Origin of the sequence: Brevundimonas sp., assembly GCF_036400995.1 — a bacterium.
GTDB lineage: Bacteria > Pseudomonadota > Alphaproteobacteria > Caulobacterales > Caulobacteraceae > Brevundimonas.
The window spans coordinates 1-16547 of sequence record NZ_DASWWG010000108.1 but is presented as its reverse complement, the minus strand read 5'-3'; the positions used below and the strand labels follow the sequence as shown (position 1 = coordinate 16547).

Sequence of the window (16547 nt, the reverse complement as noted above, 5' to 3'; positions counted from 1 at the left end):
GGTCAGTCCCGCCCTTCGATCTGCAGCTTGAGGCCCATCGCCTCGGCCAGGGCCTTGCCGCGCCGGCGGGTCTGTTCGCCCAGCAGGACGTCGGCATAACCGTCGGCGGCGGTCAGCTGCAGGGCGCCGTCCTTCACCGTGGCGCGGGCGTTGACCAGCAGTTGCGGCGAACGGCCGGAGAGATCGCAGGCCAGGCGGATGGCCAGACCCACCGCGCGGGCGCCCAGACGCTGCTCCTCGCTGAGCAGGCGGGTGACCGTGGCCGGTTCCGGCGTGGCCGACGGGCCGCCGTAGCGGGCGTTGACGGCGCAGGCCAGCCAGGCGCGTTCGGCATGGGTCTGGCCGGGGACCGGCGCGCGCAGCACCTGATCAAAGGCCAGCTCCACGCGGTGGTCGGGATGCAGACGGGCGCCGAGGTCGGCCAGACGGCAGGCGGCGTCGGCGAGCACGGCGTCGCGCTCGCGGCTGAACGCCGGCTTCACATCCCCGAGCAGGGGGTCGATCCAGGCGCGCAGGGCCGCGGGCAGGGTGGGCGAGATGCCCTGACGCGCGCCGAGCGCCGAGGACCCGGCCAGCAGCGGATCGTCCGCCGCGGTCTCGGCGTCCAGCGCCTCGTACAGCAGGCCTTCGCGCACGCCCCAGGCCGACAGGACGATCGACTTCAGGCCCAGCCGCTCGATCAGGCCTTCGAGGACCAGGGCGGCATGGGGCAGGGTCTCGGCCCGCTTCTTCGACAGGCCGGGCCATTTCTCGAGCGAGGCCTTCGACTGGCGGGCGATCAGGCGCGCGGTGTCGCGGGCCTCCGCGGCGGTCAGCTGATACTGGTGGACGACGTGCAGCGGGTAGCCGCTGACGTCCATGTGCACCTGCGCCAGCGTCCGCCAGGCGCCGCCGACGGCGTAGAGGGTGTCGGCGCTGAAATCGGCGGCGGGCTTGAGCCGCTTGGCGATGGCGGCGCGATGCCGGTCCGGATCAAACCCCTTGGGATCGACGAGCGCGAACGGGCCCAGGGGCAGGGTGATCCCGCGTTCCACCGCGCCTTCGCCGAGCCGGATCAGTTCAAGGCTGGAGCCGCCCAGATCGGCGGCCACGCCCCGGGCGTCGGGAATGCCGGCCAGAACGCCCAAGGCGGCGTAGCGGGCTTCTTCCTCGCCGGACAGGATCCGGATCTTCAGGCCGGTCTCGGCCGCGACGGTGTCGCAGAAGGCCTGACCGTCCGAGGCCTCGCGCACCGCGGCGGTGGCGGCGACGAAGGTGTGAGCCGGCTTCACCCCGTCGATGACGGCCGCGAACCGCTTCAGCGCCGTCAGCGCCTGCGCGGCGCCCTCGACCGACAGCTTGCCGGTGGCCGCCAGGTCGCGTCCCAGACCGGCCAGCACCTTCTCGTTGAACACGGTCCAGATCGCCCGGCCTTCCAGCCGGTAGAGCACCAGACGGACCGAGTTCGAACCGATGTCGATAGCCGCCACGTCACGCGGCGCGCCGATGGCCGAGAGCAGGGCCTCGGGCATCAGCGCTTCTTCCGCTCGGGACGGTCGTAGCTGAGGTGGGCGGGCAGGGTCTTCACCTTGCGGCCGCGGCCCGAGAGGCTGGGGTTGGTCATGAAGTATTTGTGCGCCGAGAACGGCCGTTCGGGATCGACCGGCGTGCGGCGGACATATGTGCCTTCCGGCGTCAGGGTCCAGCTCTGCGCGTCATCTTTCAGGTTGGCGACCATGATCTGGTCCAGCACCTGGTCGTGGACGGTGGCGTTGCGGACGGGGGTCATCAGCTCGACCCGACGGTCCAGATTGCGCGGCATCCAGTCGGCGGAGGAGATGAAGACCTTCGCCTTGTCGTTGGGCAGGTCGCGACCGTTGGCGAAGGCGACGATCCGGGCGTGCTCGAGGAAGCGGCCGACGATCGACTTGACCCGGATGTTCTCGCTCAGCCCCTCGACGCCGGGGCGCAGGCAGCAGATGCCGCGGATGACCAGGTCGATCCGCACGCCCCACTGGCTAGCCCGGTACAGGGCGTCGATGATCTCCGGATCGACGAGAGCGTTCATCTTGGCCCAGATCGCCGCAGGCTTGCCCATGGCGGCCGCCGACATCTCCTTCGAGATCAGGTCGAGCAGGGTCTTCTTCATGTTGAGCGGCGAGACGACCAGCGCCTCCAGCTCGTCCGGCTGGGCGTAGCCGGTGATGTAGTTGAAGACCCGGGAGGCGTCCCGCGCCAGCACGGGATCGCAGCTGAACAGGCTGAGGTCGGTGTAAACCTTGGCCGTGACCGGATGGTAGTTGCCGGTGCCGAAGTGACAGTAGGTGCGCAGGCCGTCGCCTTCACGCCGGACGACGACGCTCAGCTTGGCGTGGGTCTTCCACTCGACGAAGCCGAAGACCACGTGGACCCCGGCGCGTTCCATGGCGCGCGCCCATTTGAGGTTGGCCTCCTCGTCGAAGCGGGCCTTCAGCTCGATCAGGGCGGTGACGTTCTTGCCGTTCTCGGCCGCCTCGATCAGGGCGGCGACGATGGGGCTGTCCTTGGAGGTCCGGTAGAGGGTCTGCTTGATGGCCAGGACGTTCGGATCGCGCGCGGCCTGACGCAGGAACTGCACCACCACGTCGAAGCTCTCGAACGGGTGGTGGATCAGCATGTCCTTCTCGCGGACCGCCGCGAAGATGTCGCCGCCGTTGTCGCGGACGCGTTCGGGGTAGCGGGGCTCGTAGCCCTTGAACTTCAGCTCGGGATGGCCGCCGGGGATCAGTTCGGACACCTGGGCCAGGCCCAGCATGCCGTCGACCAGCACGGTGTCCTGCGGCGCGGCGTTCAGCTCATCGGTGATGAAGGTGCGCAGGTCGTCCGGCATCGACGCCTCGATCTTGATGCGCACGACCGAGCCGAGGCGGCGCTGCTTCAGCGCTTCCTCGAACTCCATCACCAGATCCTCGGCCTCTTCCTCGATCTCGATGTCGCTGTCGCGGATCAGGCGGAAGACGCCGCGCTCCTGCACTTCGCAACCGGGGAACAGGTGGTCGATGAAGAGCATGAGCAGGCTCTCCAGCGTTACGAAGCGGGTCCGGCCGGGCGTCGAGCGACCGTCGGTGGCCAGCGGCCAGAACCGCTTCACCTGCGTCGGCACCGGCACCAGGGCGTAGAGGGTGCGCCGGTCCGAATGACGCTTGAGCTTCAGCGCCAGCGAGAAGCCCAGGTTCGGCAGGAAGGGGAAGGGGTGGGCCGGGTCGATCGCCATCGGCGTCAGCACGGCGAAGAGCTGGTTCAGAAACTCCGGCTCCAGCCGTTCCCGCTCGGTCTTGGTGATCCTGGCCGCATCGACGACCTCGATGCCGGCGACCGCCAGTTCGCGACGCAGCTTGCGCCAGCGGCGCTGCTGCTCGGCCATCAGGACGCCGGCGGCGGCGTTGACCTGCTCCAGCGCTTCGGCGGGCGTCAGGCCATCCGGCGAGACCACGCGCACCCGCTCGCGCACCTGACCCTTCAGGCCCGCCACGCGGGTCATGAAGAACTCATCGAGATTGTTGGCGGAGATGGAGAGGAAGCGCAGGCGCTCCAGCAGCGGATGGGCCGGATTGGCGGCCTCTTCCAGCACCCGGCCGTTGAAGGCCAGCCACGAGGTCTCGCGGTTGAAGAACCGCGTGGGCGAGGCCATCAGCTCTTCGGAGAGGCGGAGTTGCGGCGCGCGGGAGGAGGGAACTTCCTCGCCGGTGGTCGTGTCGGTGATCGCCGTGTCGCTCATCCTCCGGTTCTGACGCGGGGAGCGGTTCGCTGCAACCGTCTGGGCGTGACAGTTTGAAGGGAGTGGCTAGTGGCTGGTGACTAGTGGCTGGATGTCCTGCGCCGGGCGAGCGACACGGCGAGCGCCGCCAACATCCGACTGATCTCGTCGGAGCTGTCGAGAAGCGGTTTTGAACGTTCCTCAGGCAGATAGCCGAGGCGAATTGCGAGAAGGAGCTGGGTTTCCGCTTCCGCGAGCGAGCCCTGCGCGATGCCGATAAACTGGATGAACTCGCCGGTGGTTCTGCGCGCTGCGCCCTCGGCGATGTTTGACGCGATCGATACAGATGATCGTCTGATCTGGCTGATCAAGCCAAAGCGCTCATCGCGGGGCCAGTCAGCAGTGGCTCGATACATCTGTTCCGCCCAGTCCAGGGCCCGGGCCCAGACCTTCAGGTTTCGATAGTGGGAGAGCGACTCCGCCATGGCGTGCGACCTGGTTGCTGGAAGGACAACCTTAAGTCACGTTTTCACTAGCCACTAGCCACTAGCCACTAGCCACTAGCCACTAACCACTAATCACTTGCCACGCGCAGACGCCGGCCGCTCGAGAGCAGCCGGCGCCGCGAGCCCCAGGCCCTTACCAGGCCCAGGCGTCGTAGATGACGTCGATGATGTATCCGTCGAACTCGTCGATCAGATAGATGTGGTTGTCGACCAGCACCCAGCGCGTGCCTTCGGGCGGATAGCCCAGGCCGTAGGTGCGCCAGTCGTTCAGCCGGTAGCGCCAGAAGATCGACGGCAGGTAGTCGCCGACGTACCAGCGCTGCTGCCAGTACGAGCGCGGGACGCTGTAGTAGCCGTAGCCCGGAGCGAAGTAGAAGCCGATCCGGACACCGGTGTACCCGCGCCAGCGGCGGTCGTTCCGCCACCAGTCGCGCCCGTGGTTCCGCTGCCAGTCCCGACGCCACTGGTCGCCGTTGAAGCGGCGACGGAAGTCGTCGCGATCCCGGTCGCGCTCGCGGCCCCGATCCCATCCGCCGTTCGGACGGTCGCGGTCCCGATCGCGGCCGCCGCTGTTGGGACGGTCACGGTCACGATCCCGGTCCCAGCCGCCGTCCGGGCGGCCACGATCACGATCCCGGTCCCGATCCCGGTCCCGATCCCGGCCGCCGCTGTTCGGGCGGTCGGGACGATCCGGCCGGTCCGGTTGTTGCGGACGGTCAGGACGGTTCGGACGATCCGGCTGCTGCGGTCGATCCGGGCGATCCGGACGAGGCTGCTGCGGACGGTCCGGGCGGTCCGGCCGGTTGGGGCGATCCGGCTGTTGCGGCCGGTCGGGGCGATCCGGCCGGTCGGGCTGCTGGGGACGGTCCGGACGCGGTTGCTGGGGCCGGTCCGGGCGTTCCGGACGGGTTTCGGGCGCGGGACGTTCGGCGCGGGGTTCGGGCGACGAGTCGCCCTGCGGCATGCGCCGCTCCTCGCCGCCGTTCTGGCGGGCCGCGCCACGGCGGCCGGGGCCGTCCTGGGCCGCGGCGACCACCGGCGCGACCAGCGGCGCCATCAGGGCCGTGACGGTCACGGCGACCATTAGTGAGCGTTTCATTCTCGTTCGTTTCTCCGCACGCCCCTGTCAGGCGGCTTGTCCTGACGGTCGCGCTTGCATGCTGAACGGTGACTGAACGAACGGCGTCGTCACGTTAACCTTCGGTCATGAAGAACGCCCCGCGGACGGATCCGCGGGGCGTGGGGCGGTCAGTGAGGCGGCGGCGTCCTAGAAGACGTCGTGCAGCACGCTGGAGATCAGGCCGGAAGCCACGGCGATCAGCAGGATGTCGTTGCCGGCGTGGACGTAGCGGTAGCCGCGCGGAGCCGGGCGCAGGCCGTAGAAATACGGGTCGCTGACATAGTAGCTGCGGTAGGCTGGCGGCAGGTAGGCGCCGCGCTGCCAGCGATAGCCGTAGTAGCGGGGCTCGACCCGGTAGTAGCCGTAGCCGGGGGCGTACCAGTAGCCGCTGCGGGCGCCGCGATAGTCGCGGAAGTCGCTGCGGCCGCGCCACCAGTCGCGATTGTTGCGATCCCAGCGGCGGTCGTTGCGGTAGTCGCGGCGATCGTCGCGGCGTTCGTCACGGTAGTCGCGGCGGTCGTCCCGACGGTCCTCGCGGTAGTCGCGACGGTTGTCGTAGTCGCCCTGGCGCCAGTCCCGGCGATCATCGCGGCGTTCGTCGCGGTAGTCGCGACGGTCATCACGGCGGTCCTGACGGTAGTCGCGTCGGTCGTCACGGCGTTCCTGGCGGTCGCCGCGGCTCTGGGCCTGGGCGGCGAGCGGGGCGGCGGTGGTGGCCAGCGCCAGCCCGAGGATCGCGGCCTTGGTGAAGCGGTTCATCTTCGGTCTCCCTGCCGGACCGGAGGGGGCGGTCCGTTAAACATGAGCCGACGGTCGTCCCCGTCGCATGAACTGCCGCTGAACATTCCTGTCAGGTTCGCCGTTGCGCGCGCGAGGGCGGGCGCCCACCTCGACCGTAACAGACACAGGAGCCGTCATGACCGCCCGTCCCATCGAACTCTGGTACTGGCCCACGCCGAACGGCTGGAAGGTGTCCATCGCGCTGGAGGAGATGGGGCTGCCGTATGAGCTCAAGCCGGTGAACATCGGCGCGGGCGAGCAGTTCGAACCGGCGTTCCAGCGCATCAGCCCCAACGGCCGCATGCCCGCCATCGTCGATCCGGACGGGCCGGACGGCCTGCCGCTGTCGATCTTCGAGTCCGGGGCGATCCTGCAGTATCTCGGCGCCAAGTCGGGGTTGTTCTATCCGCACGACCTGCGCGGCAAGGCCGAGGTGGACCAGTGGCTGTTCTGGCAGGTCGGCGGTCTGGGGCCGATGGCCGGGCAGACCCACCACTTCCGCCAGTACGCCCCGGCGATCATCCGGGACCAGCGCCAGATCGCCTACGGCGTGCGCCGCTATACGGACGAAACCCATCGCCTGTACGGCGTGCTGGACCGGCGGCTGGCGGATCGGGACTTCCTCGCCGGAGCCTACTCCATCGCCGACATGGCGGCCTGGCCGTGGATCCTGCCCGAGCTGCAGGGGCAAAACATCGACGAGTTCCCGAACCTGAAGGCCTGGCTTGCGCGGGTGGGGGAGCGTCCGGCCGTGCAGCGCGGCCGCGCGCTGGGCGATGAGCTGCGCCGCAACCTCGCCGCCTCCGGCAAGGCCGCCGAGGACGCCCGCAAGGTGCTGTTCGGCCAGCGCGCGCGGTAACCCTGTGTAAGGGTTCCGGTGACGACTCGTTAGGGGCTCTGAATCAGGGATTATCGAGAGATTTCAGAGGTCTTTACGCGGCGCAGAAAGTTGGTTCCGCAGGCCCCAAAAGGGCCTCGGAGCCCCTTGCTGTTAACTCTGTATTCAAACCGCGGGTATTTCACTCGTGTCACAGGACGAGGCCAGAACGGCCTCACAACCGGAGACACGGTGATGATCGCGCAAGAAATGGCGCCCCAAATGGTCGAGGAGGCTCTGCCCCTGCCGACCGCCGACATGAGCGGGGACGACCTGTTCCGCCTGGGCATGATGTATTCCACGGGCCAGAACGGCTGCCCCATGGACCGCGTCTCGGCCCACATGATCTTCAACCTCGCCGCCATGAAGGGCTCGATCGAAGCGCGCGTCTACCGCCGCGAGATGAGCCAGGAGATGGAGCGGGAAGAAATCTCGGAAGCCCAGAAGGCGGCCCGCCGCTACATCGACGCCGGCGTGGTGACGCTCGCCGCCTGATCGGCGGGGCCGCTGCTAGCGACCGCTGATCAGGCGGAAGCCGGCCCGAAGGTCGGAAAAGCCGGCTGAAGCGGACGCCTCGCCGCCCAACCCGCACAGCGTCTCGTGCAGCTTCGCGTTGCGGAGCCCTGACACGCCTTCATCCTCGAGCTCATACCAGTCGTTGGGCGGTGTTCTGAAACGTCCGATCTCGGTCAGGGCGCCGTCGTAGACGACGGAATCCCCGAACAGGATCATGTGATCGCGGCACAGCAGCTGGACACCACGCACCTCGACCAGCCAGGCAGCCCGTTGGAGACCAGCTCCCTCGCGTAGGAAGTAATGGGCGTAACGTGCGTGAACCAAGTCGCCTTCGGCGACGCGGCTGCTCAGATCGACAGCGATCAGTGCATCGTCGGACCGCCAAATGGGCCTGAAATCAGCGACGTTCGGCTCGGACAGGCCTAAGGTTGCAGCGAAGATCGGCGCCAAAAACCAGTGCATTCCAGCGAATCTCCGTCCCGGCTTCGCGCTCAAGCAGCGAGCGACCGCGTCGCGAGCGCTAGCGCCCCTTAAAAGTTCTGGTACTGCCCGCCGATGGCGTAGGTGAAGCCGATGGGCAGGGCGTTGCGGAACTGGGTGACCCAGTTGGCGACCTCGGCCAGCTCGGTGCGCGGGACGTAGATGATGTCGCCGCGACGCAGCGCCACGACCTCGCCGCGACGGGGACGCAGATCCACCGCCCTCAACATGCGCACGCCGCCGCGGCCGCGGCGGATCAGGGCGACCTGGTCCTGCTTGGCGCCGGGCAGGAAATCCCCGGCCTGGATGACGGCCTGGTAGGCGTCCATGTCGCCGATCATCTCGATCATGCCCGGCGTGCGCACCTCGCCGCCGACCCAGACGCGGATCGGCCCCGCCGTCTTCAGCGTGACCTCGACGACCGGCCGGCGCAGTTGGCTGGCGTAGGCGTCCGAGGCGTCGGCCTCCAGTTCGGCGATGGTGCGGTCCGCCGCCATCAGCTGACCGACCAGCGGCAGGGAGATACGTCCGTCCGGACCGATCCTCTGGGTGCGGGTCAGTTCCGTGGCGGTCGGGGTGGCGATCTCGATCTCGTCCCCCGGATAGAGGACGTATTCCGGTTCGTCGTCCGACCAGTCCGCGAAGCCGATTTCGGGGAAGGAGCGGCGTCCGACCCGCTCGACCCGGCCGGAGCCGCCGGACGAGGCGGGGAGGGGCAGGCGGGAGTCCTCGCCCATCAGCGCGGAGGCTCCGCCGCAGCCCGCCAGAGTCCCGGCGCCGCCGAGAAGGCCGAGCAGCAGCAGGCGACGGTCGATGGACATGGCGGAATCGCTCCCGAAAGCGGTGTTGGCGGCAAGGTGAGGGCTTATGGGTAACTCATGGTTAACGCGGGTGGGCGAAGGCTGAGGCTCACAGTCCCGTTTGATGGAATCACTCCGTTCGCATGCGTACGACGGCCTACACGACAGTCCGGCCGCGCTACGGCTTCGCTGACATTGTCGGCCTGCTGTTCCGCGAGCTGCTGTTGATGATCGTGATCTTCCTGGCCGTGTTCGCCATCGGCACGGCGGCCGTGCTGACTCTGAAGAAGACCTACACCGCCACCTCCAGCGTCTACGCGGGCGCGGGGCAGGAATATGTGTACCAGCCGCGCGTCGGCGTGACCGACCGCAGCGCCCAGCCGCTTGAAGCCTCGGCCGTGGCCCAAGCGGAGGCCCAGATCCTCGGCAGCCTGGAGGTCAAGCGGCGGGCGGTTCAGGCCCTCGGCGCGGACGTCATCCTCGGCCCCGGCGCCAAGGGCACGGCGGCGGAGAAGGAGCTTGCGGCGCTGAAGGCGCTGGACGCCGGACTGGGCGTCGGCACGACCCCGGCCAGCGCCATCATCTCGGTGTCCTATGAGGCCGGCGATCCCGAGCGGGCCGCGCGCGTGCTGAACGCCGTGGTCGACCAGTATCTGATCCAGCGCCGCAACGTCTTCCGTGACCGCGCCAGCCCGGCGTTCACCGCCCAGCGCGAAGCCTTCGAGACCGAGCTGTCCGACGCCGATGGGGCCTATGAGGCCTTCCTGCAGTCGAACGACATCGGCGATTTCGCCACCGCCAAGGCGACGCTGGCGGCGACCTACCAGACGACCTTCGCCGAGACCCTGTCGGTGCGCGCCCAGCTTAACCAGGCGACGCAGCGGCTGCGGACGCTCGAGGCCCAGCTGGCCCAGCAGCCCGCCGAGGTGGTGCTGCAGCAGGACCTGAACGTCTCGGCCCAGGACCAGATCCTGACCCTGCGCACCGAGCGCGAGAACCTGTTGGCCCGCTACACCGAGGACGCCCAGCCGGTGCGCGACATCGATCAGCGCATCGCCCAGCTTCAGGCCTATGTGGCGACCGGCACCACGGTGGGCGCGCGCGAGGTCCGGACCGGACCGAGCACTATCTTCACCGAGATCGAGACGACGCGGATCAACGCCGCGGCCGACCGCGATGCGCTGGCCGCGCGTCTGTCGGTGCTGGAGGGGCAGTTGAACACCCTGAGGGCGCGGCAGGCGCATCTGACCCAACTGGAATCGACCAACGCCACCCTGGCCGGCAATCGCGAGGTGCTGACCGCCAAGGTGCGCGAGTTCCAGCAGCGGGAGACCGAGGCGCGCGCCGACAGCGCCCTGGTGGCCGCCGGGGCCGACAACGTCACCGTCATCGCCCGGGCCGAGGCCCCGACCCGCGGCAAGAGCCTGAAGGCGCCGCTGCTGGCGGCGGTCTTCCTGTTCGCCGGCTTCACCGCCCTGTGCATCGGCCTGCTGCGGGTCTTCACCCGGCGCGGCTTCACGACCCCGGCCTCGACCGGACGGACGCTCGATATGCCGGTTCTGGCCGTCGCGCCCGTGAAGGCGCGATGAGCCGCGCCCGCCTCGTGTTAGCGTTCCGGTTCAGGACAGGCGCGTAACGATTCGATGGTCGATCTGACGTCAGAAATGGCGGCCCTCTGGGCAGCGCTGGGGCCCGCGCCCGGCCATCGCGGCCGCGTGGTGCAGATCGTCGCCGCCAACTCTGGCGAGGGCGTGTCCACGGTCGCCCGCGAGTACGCCCGCCTCGCCGCCGTTCGCGCCCGTCGCCCGGTCTGGCTGGTCGACGCCGACCTGGCCCAGCAGGGACAGGTGGAGGCCATGGCGTCGGAGCCGGAACGCTTCGGCCGCCCGGGCAAGGCGGCGATGGCCACGCCCGACGGCTCGCTGTTCTTCGCCATCACGCCCCGGGTCATGGATCGGCAGGGCAAGCCCGTGCATCCCGCGCGGCTGGTCACGGCCCGACCCTTCCTGGGCGGCCGCCTGTGGGGGACCCGTTTCGCGGTCGAGCATCTGCGCTCCGGTCAGCGGGCCGAGGTTCTGGCCGACGCCCGCTACTGGGACGCCCTGCGGCGTCATGCCGACACGGTGGTGATCGACGCGCCCGCCGCGGACCGCAGCGACACCGCCATCACCCTGGCGCCCTTCGTCGACGCGACCGTGCTGGTCGTTGCGGCGGGCGGGGGCTCGGCGGGCGACCCGATGATCCTGCGCGACGAGATCGAGGCGGTCGGCGGCAAGATCGCCGGCGTGGTGGTGAACCGCTCGACCTACAATCCGCCGGCCTTCCTGCGCCGCCTGACGGGTTGACGCAGGTTGTATCGGCAACCTTGACGGGTTTCGATTTTACAACTCATCTGGAGATCGTCGTTTTCCAGAGGAGGTTAGCATGCGCCGTCTTGTCTTCGCTGTGACTGTTTCCGCCGCCCTGATGACCCTGGGCGCCTGCGCCAGCCTGGGCGAAAGGTCGACCCTGGCCGAACTGAAGGAGCGCTGCGACGCTCGCGGCGGGGAGCTGACGCCCGGCAATTCGGCGGCCGAAGGCGGCTATCGCTGCACCGGCGTGACGATCAACGCGGCCAACGCATCGGCACAGGCCAGCCACGGGCGGGCGATGGGCCAGATGAGCCGGGCGGTCGAGCGGTCGCTGGCGGGGCGGGGGCCGGGCAATTGAGGCCCGCCGTGCATCGTACGATCATCATCGCGGCCGTTTCCGCCGGACTGCTGGCGCTCGGCGCCTGCGGGTCGCTCGGCCAACGCTCCACCCTCGCGCAGTTGCAAGAGCGCTGCGACGCCCGAAGCGGGATCCTGACCCCCGGCAATTCGCAAGCCGAAGGCGGCGTGCGCTGCGTCGGGGCTTCGGTGAAAACCGGTAACGACGGGCGTCCGTTCTAGGGGTCAGGTCCCGGCTGTCTTCTCCAGCCGGGCCACTTCGGCCGCGCCGTAGAAGCGGGGCTCGAAGCCCTTCATCCAGAACAGCTTTCCGATCCCCCGCGCCGTGCGGTCGTACATCTGCGCGCGCTTCGGGCTGGCGATCAGGGTCAGGCCCAGCGAGGCGAGGCCGTAGACCACGGCTTGCCCTGCGCCGATGACCATCCACCGGATCACGCCCGGCCAGTCGCGCGCGGCGGCGGCGGTCTGGCTGGGGCCCTGTCCATAGGCGAAGGCGCGGGTGAGGGCGTAGTTCAGCGTCGCGCGGTGGGCGGGAGCGAACTCCTCGACCCGGGCGTCGGCGGCCCAGCCGAACCGGCCGCCGCGCGCCGACAACCCCGCGAACAGGATGTCATCCTCGCCGCCGGTGTGATCCGCCGAGGCGCTGAACGGCGCGTCGCCGGGCAGGGCGGTCGCCCGCACCAGAAGCGAGTTGCCGCAGCCCCACGGGTGATCGATCAGGCCGGTTTGCGCCGGCCCCTCGCGTCCGAAGAAGCGCTCCAGATACGGCTTCAGCCAGTCCTTCGCCTCGGGCGCGCGGCCGGTGATCGGGCCGAAGACGGCGTCGGCGCCGGTCTGCGTCTGCGCGTCCAGAAGCGCCGCCAGCCAGCCGGGCGAGGCGGCCTCGTCGTCATCCAGGAAGGCGATCAGGGCGGCGTCAGTGGCGGCCAGGCCGGCGTTGCGGGCGCGGGCCACGCCGGGCGTGGGCTCGGACACATAAACCAGCGGCCAAGGGCTTTCAGGGCGCAGCGCGTCAATGGTTGAGCTTGCCGAGGCGGCGGGATCGTTGTTGACCACCACGATCGCGGAGACCCGGTCGGACACGCCAGTCTGGGCGAAGAGCGAGCGCAGGGCCCGCGTCAGGCTGTCGGGCCGTCTCAGGGTCGGGATGATGACGGCGACATCGGCCATCACACCGCGTCCGCATAGAGGGCCGCGCGGTACAGGCGCAGGGAGAAGGCGCGGGCGGCGACCGGCAGGGCCTCGGCGCCCGCCGCCTTGCGCATCAGGCCGCGCAGGGCGGGCAGACCGGGGATCCTTTTCAGCAGCTTCGCCGCCTTGTAGCTGGGATAGGCGGCGACGATCTCCGGATGGCGCTCGGCCATGCGGGCGAAGTTGGGCGCCGACTGCTCGTATTTCCGGGCCAGGGCGTCGACGGTGTCGAGGCCCATGTGGGTGGCGGCGTTATCAAGGTGCACGACGCGGAAGCGGCGCGACACGCGCATGGCCCATTCGACATCCTCCCAGCCCCAGCCGGTGAAGCCGCTGTCGAAGGCCTCGGCCTCGAACACGTCACGGCGGACCAGAAGGTTCGAGGTGTAGACGTACTTCTCGGGCTGCTTGGCCCGCTCGGTATAGGGCACGCACTCCGACTTGGCGGCCATGGAGCGGTGGACCTGGAATTTCGCGTCGGTCGGCGCCTGCAGCAGGGAGAAGCCGCCGAAGGCCACCGCCGGGTCTTCCTTCGCCACCAGTTCGGCCCAGTCGCGCAGGAAGCGGCGGTGGTCGGGGCGCATGTCGCTGTCGAGGAATAGCAGGCTGCCGCCGCGCGCCGCCGTGGCCAGCCGGTTGCGGCCGATGGCGCGACCCTCGTTGGCGGACAGGGTGATCAGGCGCGCGGGCAGGGCCATGGCCTTCACCTGCTTCACCAGCCGGGCGGTGAGATCGGCGTCGGCGGTGCCGTCGTCCAGCACGATGATCTCGACCGCGCCGTCGACCGAGGCGGCTTCCTCGTCCAGCAGCTGCAGCAGGTCCGAGGGATCGTCGCGCAGGAAGGGGATCAGCACCGAGACGGCGGGGCTGGCGGTCTTGCGGGCGGCGTTGTCGGTGATCTTCGCCTTCATGCGGCGGCCTTTCCGGCGCGACGGCGCTCCAGCAGGCGCAGGGCGACGTCACGGACCCCGGCGGCGTTGATGGTCAGGGCGACGGCGGCATAGACGACGACGCCCACGCCGGCCGCCAGGATCAGTTCGAGGATCCCGCCCAGCGGCGGGACGAGCGAGACGACGGCGGCCATGACGGCGGTGGCGATGCCGCAGCGGATCAGGCTCTCCCACGGCACGGGCAGGGGCAGCACCCGGCGACCCAGCGCCATCGTGGCCAGCAGGCCCAGACCGAAGCTGGCGGCGGTCGCCCAGGCGGCGCCCATGACGCCGAAACGGGGGACGAGGATCAGGTTCAGGACGACGTTGGCGCCCGCCGGAATGGCCATGGCCGCCAGCAGGTTCTTCGTCTTGCGCCCGAGGGTGAAGGCCTGGCCGAAATAGTAGGCCGTCAGGCCGTAGAGCAGGGCCGACAGGGCGATCCACGGCGTGATCGAGGCGGCGGCCACGCGCAGGTCCTGACCGATCAGGACCTCGGCCAGCGGGCGGGCGACCAGGGCCACCCCGGCGGCCGCGGGCAGGCCGACCAGCAGGAAGGTGGACAGCTGCTCGCGGGCGGCGATGTTCAGCCGATCCCTGCCGCCGCGCTCCAGCGCCATGACCAGCGCGGGCTGGCCGGCCGACCCCAGCCACAGGAAGAGGACGTCCAGCGTCCGGTTCGCGATCGAATACCCCGCGTGATAGGCGCCGACCGCCGCCTCATCCATGAAGGCGGCCAGCAGGAAGCGGTCGGTGGACGACAGCACCACGGTCAGGGCCAACGACATGGCGATCGGGTAGCCGTACAGCGCGTAGTCGCGCATGCGGCCGGCCTCGAACCGGCCGTCGCGGGCCTGTTTCAGCTCGCCGGGCAGGACGAAGGGCAGGGCCAGCAGCGGGGCGAGGCCGAGACCCAGCAGGGGCGCGGCCCCACCGGCGCCCGCAAGGGCGAAGCCGACGCCGATCAGCAGGCCGCCGATGGACACCGCCATGTCGAATCCCGCCGCCTTGCCGACCTCTCCGGCGGCGCGGAAACGCTCCTGTCCGAGCTTGAGCAGGCAGCGCGCGGGCGCGCCCGCCAGGCCGACGGCGAGGGCGACCTTGAATAGCATGTCCGTCGGCCACAGCCACAGGCCGATCCCGATGATGACCAGGAAGGCGGCGCTGAGCGCGAAGGCGGTGCGGTACAGGCTGGCGAAATGACCGCTCAGCGAGGCGCCGTTCTGGGCGGCCCAGAAGCGCGCCATGGACGCCTCCAGCCAGCTGAACACCGCCACATGGGCCAGGGTCATGACCGAGAAGGCGAGGGCGTAGCGACCGAAGTCCTCGGGCGTCAGCAAACGGGTGAACAGGACGATGGTCAGGAAGCCGACCACGCCCTGCACGATATTGGCGGGCAGGTAGCCCCAGACGCCTTTCCAGAACATCAGGTCACCGGATCGCCGCGCGGTCGCCCAGCAGCACGGGCACGGTCACGGCCATGATCCACAGGTCCATCCACAGGCTCTGGCGCTCGACATAGTCGATGTCGAGCTGAACGCGGCGGCGCACGTCCTGCGCGGTGTGCAGCGGGCCGCGCGAGCCGTTGACGGCGGCCCAGCCGGTCATGCCCGGCTTGATGCGGTGGCGGTGGGCGTACTCGGCCACCAGACGGGCGCTTTCGACGTGGCCGGTCTTCATGCCGATGGCGTGGGGGCGGGGGCCGACCAGCGACATCTCGCCGGTGATGACGTTCAGCAACTGGGGCAGTTCGTCGAGGCTGGTCGCGCGGATGAATCTGCCGATGCGGGTGACGCGGTCGTCGTTGTGGGTGACCTGCCGGCTGGCGGTCGCGTCAGCCGTCTCCTGACGCATCGAGCGGAACTTCCAGACGACGATTTCTTCCTGATTGAAGCCGTGGCGACGCTGGCGGAAGAAGATCGGGCCGGGGCTGTCGAGGCGGATGGCCAGGGCGATCACCGCCATCACCGGCGCCAGGGCGATCAAGGCGACCAGGCCGACCAGCAGGTCCTGCATCCGCTTGTTGAAGGCCCGGCGGTCCGGATCGGTCGCGCCCTGGATGTCGGCCAGCGGCGCGGCGGCCAGCCGGTCGAGGGCCGAGGTCATCTCCCGGTCGCCGTCGGGCTCGACCAGCAGGGTGACTTCATTGGGCAAGGTGCTGAGGCGCGCCGTCAGCTCGCGCACCCGGGCCTCGGCCCGCGGGTCGATGGCCAGGACGATGCGGTCGACGTAGGGCGTCATCTTGTGGGTCAGCAGGTCGTCCGCCGAGCCCAGCACCGGCACGCCCTCGATCGCGACGGGGCTGCGGGCCAGACGGTCGTCGAAGATGCCCAGCACGTTCAGGTCGCGGCGCTTCAGCGCCTCGCGGATCAGGGCTTCGGCGTGACGGGTTGCGCCGACCAGCACGATGTTGGGGGTCAGGGCGCCCGAGGCGCGCCAGCGATTGACGAGGCCGCTCCAGCCGAGATGCAGGGCGGTCAGGGCGGCGAAGGTCACGCCGGCCCAGAGGCTCCAGGCGGTCCATTGCGCGGCCACGCCGGGACGCAGGACCGCTCCGGCGATGAAGGCGACAGCCGCGCCGACCGCGCAGACGGCGGCGACGGACAGCAGTTGCCGGGTGGTTCGCTGGCCGCGCGCGAATCGGTAGCGCCCGAGCGACCGCAGCAGACCCAGCACGGTCAGGGCGCCCAGGGCGAACGGCGCGATGCGGGAGACCTCGGCGTCGATCAGCGGGCCGGGAGACGCGGACCAGGCGCACACCAGGGTGATTCCGGTCACGGCCAGCACGTCAAAGGCGCGGAAATAGTGGGCCGCCAGTCGCGACGCGTGCCGCTGGCGGGCGTTCAGCCAGACTTCCGGACGGAAGGGCCCCCGTCTCGCCGCGCCCGCTTCGGCCGGAGCGGCGGGCTCCGCCGGTCGCGCGGC

The 16547-nt window shown here is 69.8% G+C and carries 17 protein-coding genes; 6 read left to right on the top strand and 11 right to left on the bottom strand.

The window, feature by feature from the left end:
• Positions 1–2 precede the first annotated feature (2 nt).
• From VGE03_RS14835 to VGE03_RS14815, 5 genes are all read right to left on the bottom strand, one after another.
• Entirely contained in the window at positions 3–1511 is a 1509-nt protein-coding gene (locus tag VGE03_RS14835; RefSeq protein WP_331047249.1) for a Ppx/GppA phosphatase family protein, read from the bottom strand.
• The gene (locus VGE03_RS14830) at positions 1511–3736 is read right to left on the bottom strand and encodes an RNA degradosome polyphosphate kinase (protein ID WP_331047248.1); all 2226 of its coding nucleotides are present in this window, start codon (positions 3734–3736) and stop codon (positions 1511–1513) included. Before VGE03_RS14830 ends, VGE03_RS14835 begins: the two co-directional genes overlap by 1 nt.
• An 80-nt stretch (positions 3737–3816) precedes the next feature.
• On the bottom strand, positions 3817–4200 hold the full coding sequence (locus VGE03_RS14825) for a four helix bundle protein (RefSeq protein ID WP_331047247.1): 384 nt from the start codon (positions 4198–4200) through the stop codon (positions 3817–3819).
• A 154-nt stretch (positions 4201–4354) separates the two neighbouring features.
• Positions 4355–5320: an RcnB family protein gene (locus VGE03_RS14820; protein WP_331047246.1), complete on the bottom strand. Its 966-nt coding sequence runs from the start codon at positions 5318–5320 to the stop codon at positions 4355–4357.
• A 168-nt stretch (positions 5321–5488) separates the two neighbouring features.
• Positions 5489–6100, bottom strand: a complete 612-nt coding sequence (locus tag VGE03_RS14815; protein WP_331047245.1) for an RcnB family protein — start codon at positions 6098–6100, stop codon at positions 5489–5491.
• A gap of 157 nt (positions 6101–6257) precedes the next feature.
• Between VGE03_RS14815 and VGE03_RS14810 the strand changes: the two genes are divergently transcribed.
• Both VGE03_RS14810 and VGE03_RS14805 read left to right on the top strand, forming a co-directional pair.
• The gene (locus VGE03_RS14810) at positions 6258–6980 is read left to right on the top strand and encodes a glutathione S-transferase N-terminal domain-containing protein (protein ID WP_331047244.1); all 723 of its coding nucleotides are present in this window, start codon (positions 6258–6260) and stop codon (positions 6978–6980) included.
• 213 nt (positions 6981–7193) lie between these two features.
• Positions 7194–7493, top strand: coding sequence for a sel1 repeat family protein (locus VGE03_RS14805; RefSeq protein ID WP_331047243.1), 300 nt, complete (start codon positions 7194–7196; stop codon positions 7491–7493).
• Positions 7494–7508: 15 nt separating this feature from the next.
• On the opposite strand, the gene VGE03_RS14800 is transcribed toward VGE03_RS14805, so the two are convergent.
• Together VGE03_RS14800 and VGE03_RS14795 are read right to left on the bottom strand one after the other, a co-directional pair.
• Positions 7509–7976 carry a hypothetical protein gene (locus VGE03_RS14800; RefSeq protein ID WP_331047242.1) on the bottom strand — a complete coding sequence of 156 codons (468 nt, stop codon included), beginning with the start codon at positions 7974–7976 and terminating at the stop codon, positions 7509–7511.
• Between the two features lie 68 nt (positions 7977–8044).
• On the bottom strand, positions 8045–8815 hold the full coding sequence (locus VGE03_RS14795; RefSeq protein ID WP_331047241.1) for a polysaccharide biosynthesis/export family protein: 771 nt from the start codon (positions 8813–8815) through the stop codon (positions 8045–8047).
• A 122-nt stretch (positions 8816–8937) separates the two neighbouring features.
• On the opposite strand from VGE03_RS14795, the gene VGE03_RS14790 reads away from it, so the two are divergent.
• The 4 genes from VGE03_RS14790 (at position 8938) to VGE03_RS14775 (ending at position 11724) form a co-directional block, all read left to right on the top strand.
• Positions 8938–10383, top strand: a complete 1446-nt coding sequence (locus VGE03_RS14790) for a chain-length determining protein (RefSeq protein WP_331047240.1) — start codon at positions 8938–8940, stop codon at positions 10381–10383.
• Positions 10384–10458: 75 nt separating this feature from the next.
• On the top strand, positions 10459–11139 hold the full coding sequence (locus tag VGE03_RS14785) for a hfsB (RefSeq protein ID WP_331047239.1): 681 nt from the start codon (positions 10459–10461) through the stop codon (positions 11137–11139).
• A 79-nt stretch (positions 11140–11218) separates the two neighbouring features.
• On the top strand, positions 11219–11503 hold the full coding sequence (locus tag VGE03_RS14780; RefSeq protein ID WP_331047238.1) for a hypothetical protein: 285 nt from the start codon (positions 11219–11221) through the stop codon (positions 11501–11503).
• 8 nt (positions 11504–11511) lie between these two features.
• Positions 11512–11724: a hypothetical protein gene (locus tag VGE03_RS14775; protein WP_331047237.1), complete on the top strand. Its 213-nt coding sequence runs from the start codon at positions 11512–11514 to the stop codon at positions 11722–11724.
• A gap of 3 nt (positions 11725–11727) precedes the next feature.
• On the opposite strand, the gene VGE03_RS14770 is transcribed toward VGE03_RS14775, so the two are convergent.
• The 4 genes from VGE03_RS14770 to VGE03_RS14755 form a co-directional block, all read right to left on the bottom strand.
• The gene (locus tag VGE03_RS14770; RefSeq protein WP_331047236.1) at positions 11728–12672 is read right to left on the bottom strand and encodes a glycosyltransferase family 2 protein; all 945 of its coding nucleotides are present in this window, start codon (positions 12670–12672) and stop codon (positions 11728–11730) included.
• Positions 12672–13604: a glycosyltransferase family 2 protein gene (locus tag VGE03_RS14765; protein ID WP_331047235.1), complete on the bottom strand. Its 933-nt coding sequence runs from the start codon at positions 13602–13604 to the stop codon at positions 12672–12674. The genes VGE03_RS14770 and VGE03_RS14765 overlap by 1 nt, the downstream gene beginning before the upstream one ends.
• Positions 13601–15049, bottom strand: a complete 1449-nt coding sequence (locus tag VGE03_RS14760) for a lipopolysaccharide biosynthesis protein (RefSeq protein ID WP_331047234.1) — start codon at positions 15047–15049, stop codon at positions 13601–13603. The genes VGE03_RS14765 and VGE03_RS14760 overlap by 4 nt, the downstream gene beginning before the upstream one ends.
• A 4-nt stretch (positions 15050–15053) precedes the next feature.
• Positions 15054–16547, bottom strand: a 1494-nt coding sequence (locus VGE03_RS14755) for an exopolysaccharide biosynthesis polyprenyl glycosylphosphotransferase (protein ID WP_331047233.1), incomplete at its 5' end; no start/stop codon positions are given.

Coding starts and splice junctions, on each gene's coding strand:
- VGE03_RS14760 (WP_331047234.1), bottom strand. CDS start 15,049: ATGTTCTGGAAAGGCGTCTGGGGCTACCTGCCCGCCAATATCGTGCAG.
- VGE03_RS14780 (WP_331047238.1), top strand. CDS start 11,219: ATGCGCCGTCTTGTCTTCGCTGTGACTGTTTCCGCCGCCCTGATGACC.
- VGE03_RS14820 (WP_331047246.1), bottom strand. CDS start 5,320: ATGAAACGCTCACTAATGGTCGCCGTGACCGTCACGGCCCTGATGGCG.
- VGE03_RS14805 (WP_331047243.1), top strand. CDS start 7,194: ATGATCGCGCAAGAAATGGCGCCCCAAATGGTCGAGGAGGCTCTGCCC.
- VGE03_RS14800 (WP_331047242.1), bottom strand. CDS start 7,976: ATGCACTGGTTTTTGGCGCCGATCTTCGCTGCAACCTTAGGCCTGTCC.
- VGE03_RS14785 (WP_331047239.1), top strand. CDS start 10,459: ATGGCGGCCCTCTGGGCAGCGCTGGGGCCCGCGCCCGGCCATCGCGGC.
- VGE03_RS14835 (WP_331047249.1), bottom strand. CDS start 1,511: ATGCCCGAGGCCCTGCTCTCGGCCATCGGCGCGCCGCGTGACGTGGCG.
- VGE03_RS14810 (WP_331047244.1), top strand. CDS start 6,258: ATGACCGCCCGTCCCATCGAACTCTGGTACTGGCCCACGCCGAACGGC.
- VGE03_RS14795 (WP_331047241.1), bottom strand. CDS start 8,815: ATGTCCATCGACCGTCGCCTGCTGCTGCTCGGCCTTCTCGGCGGCGCC.
- VGE03_RS14765 (WP_331047235.1), bottom strand. CDS start 13,604: ATGAAGGCGAAGATCACCGACAACGCCGCCCGCAAGACCGCCAGCCCC.
- VGE03_RS14830 (WP_331047248.1), bottom strand. CDS start 3,736: ATGAGCGACACGGCGATCACCGACACGACCACCGGCGAGGAAGTTCCC.
- VGE03_RS14770 (WP_331047236.1), bottom strand. CDS start 12,672: ATGGCCGATGTCGCCGTCATCATCCCGACCCTGAGACGGCCCGACAGC.
- VGE03_RS14790 (WP_331047240.1), top strand. CDS start 8,938: ATGCGTACGACGGCCTACACGACAGTCCGGCCGCGCTACGGCTTCGCT.
- VGE03_RS14825 (WP_331047247.1), bottom strand. CDS start 4,200: ATGGCGGAGTCGCTCTCCCACTATCGAAACCTGAAGGTCTGGGCCCGG.
- VGE03_RS14815 (WP_331047245.1), bottom strand. CDS start 6,100: ATGAACCGCTTCACCAAGGCCGCGATCCTCGGGCTGGCGCTGGCCACC.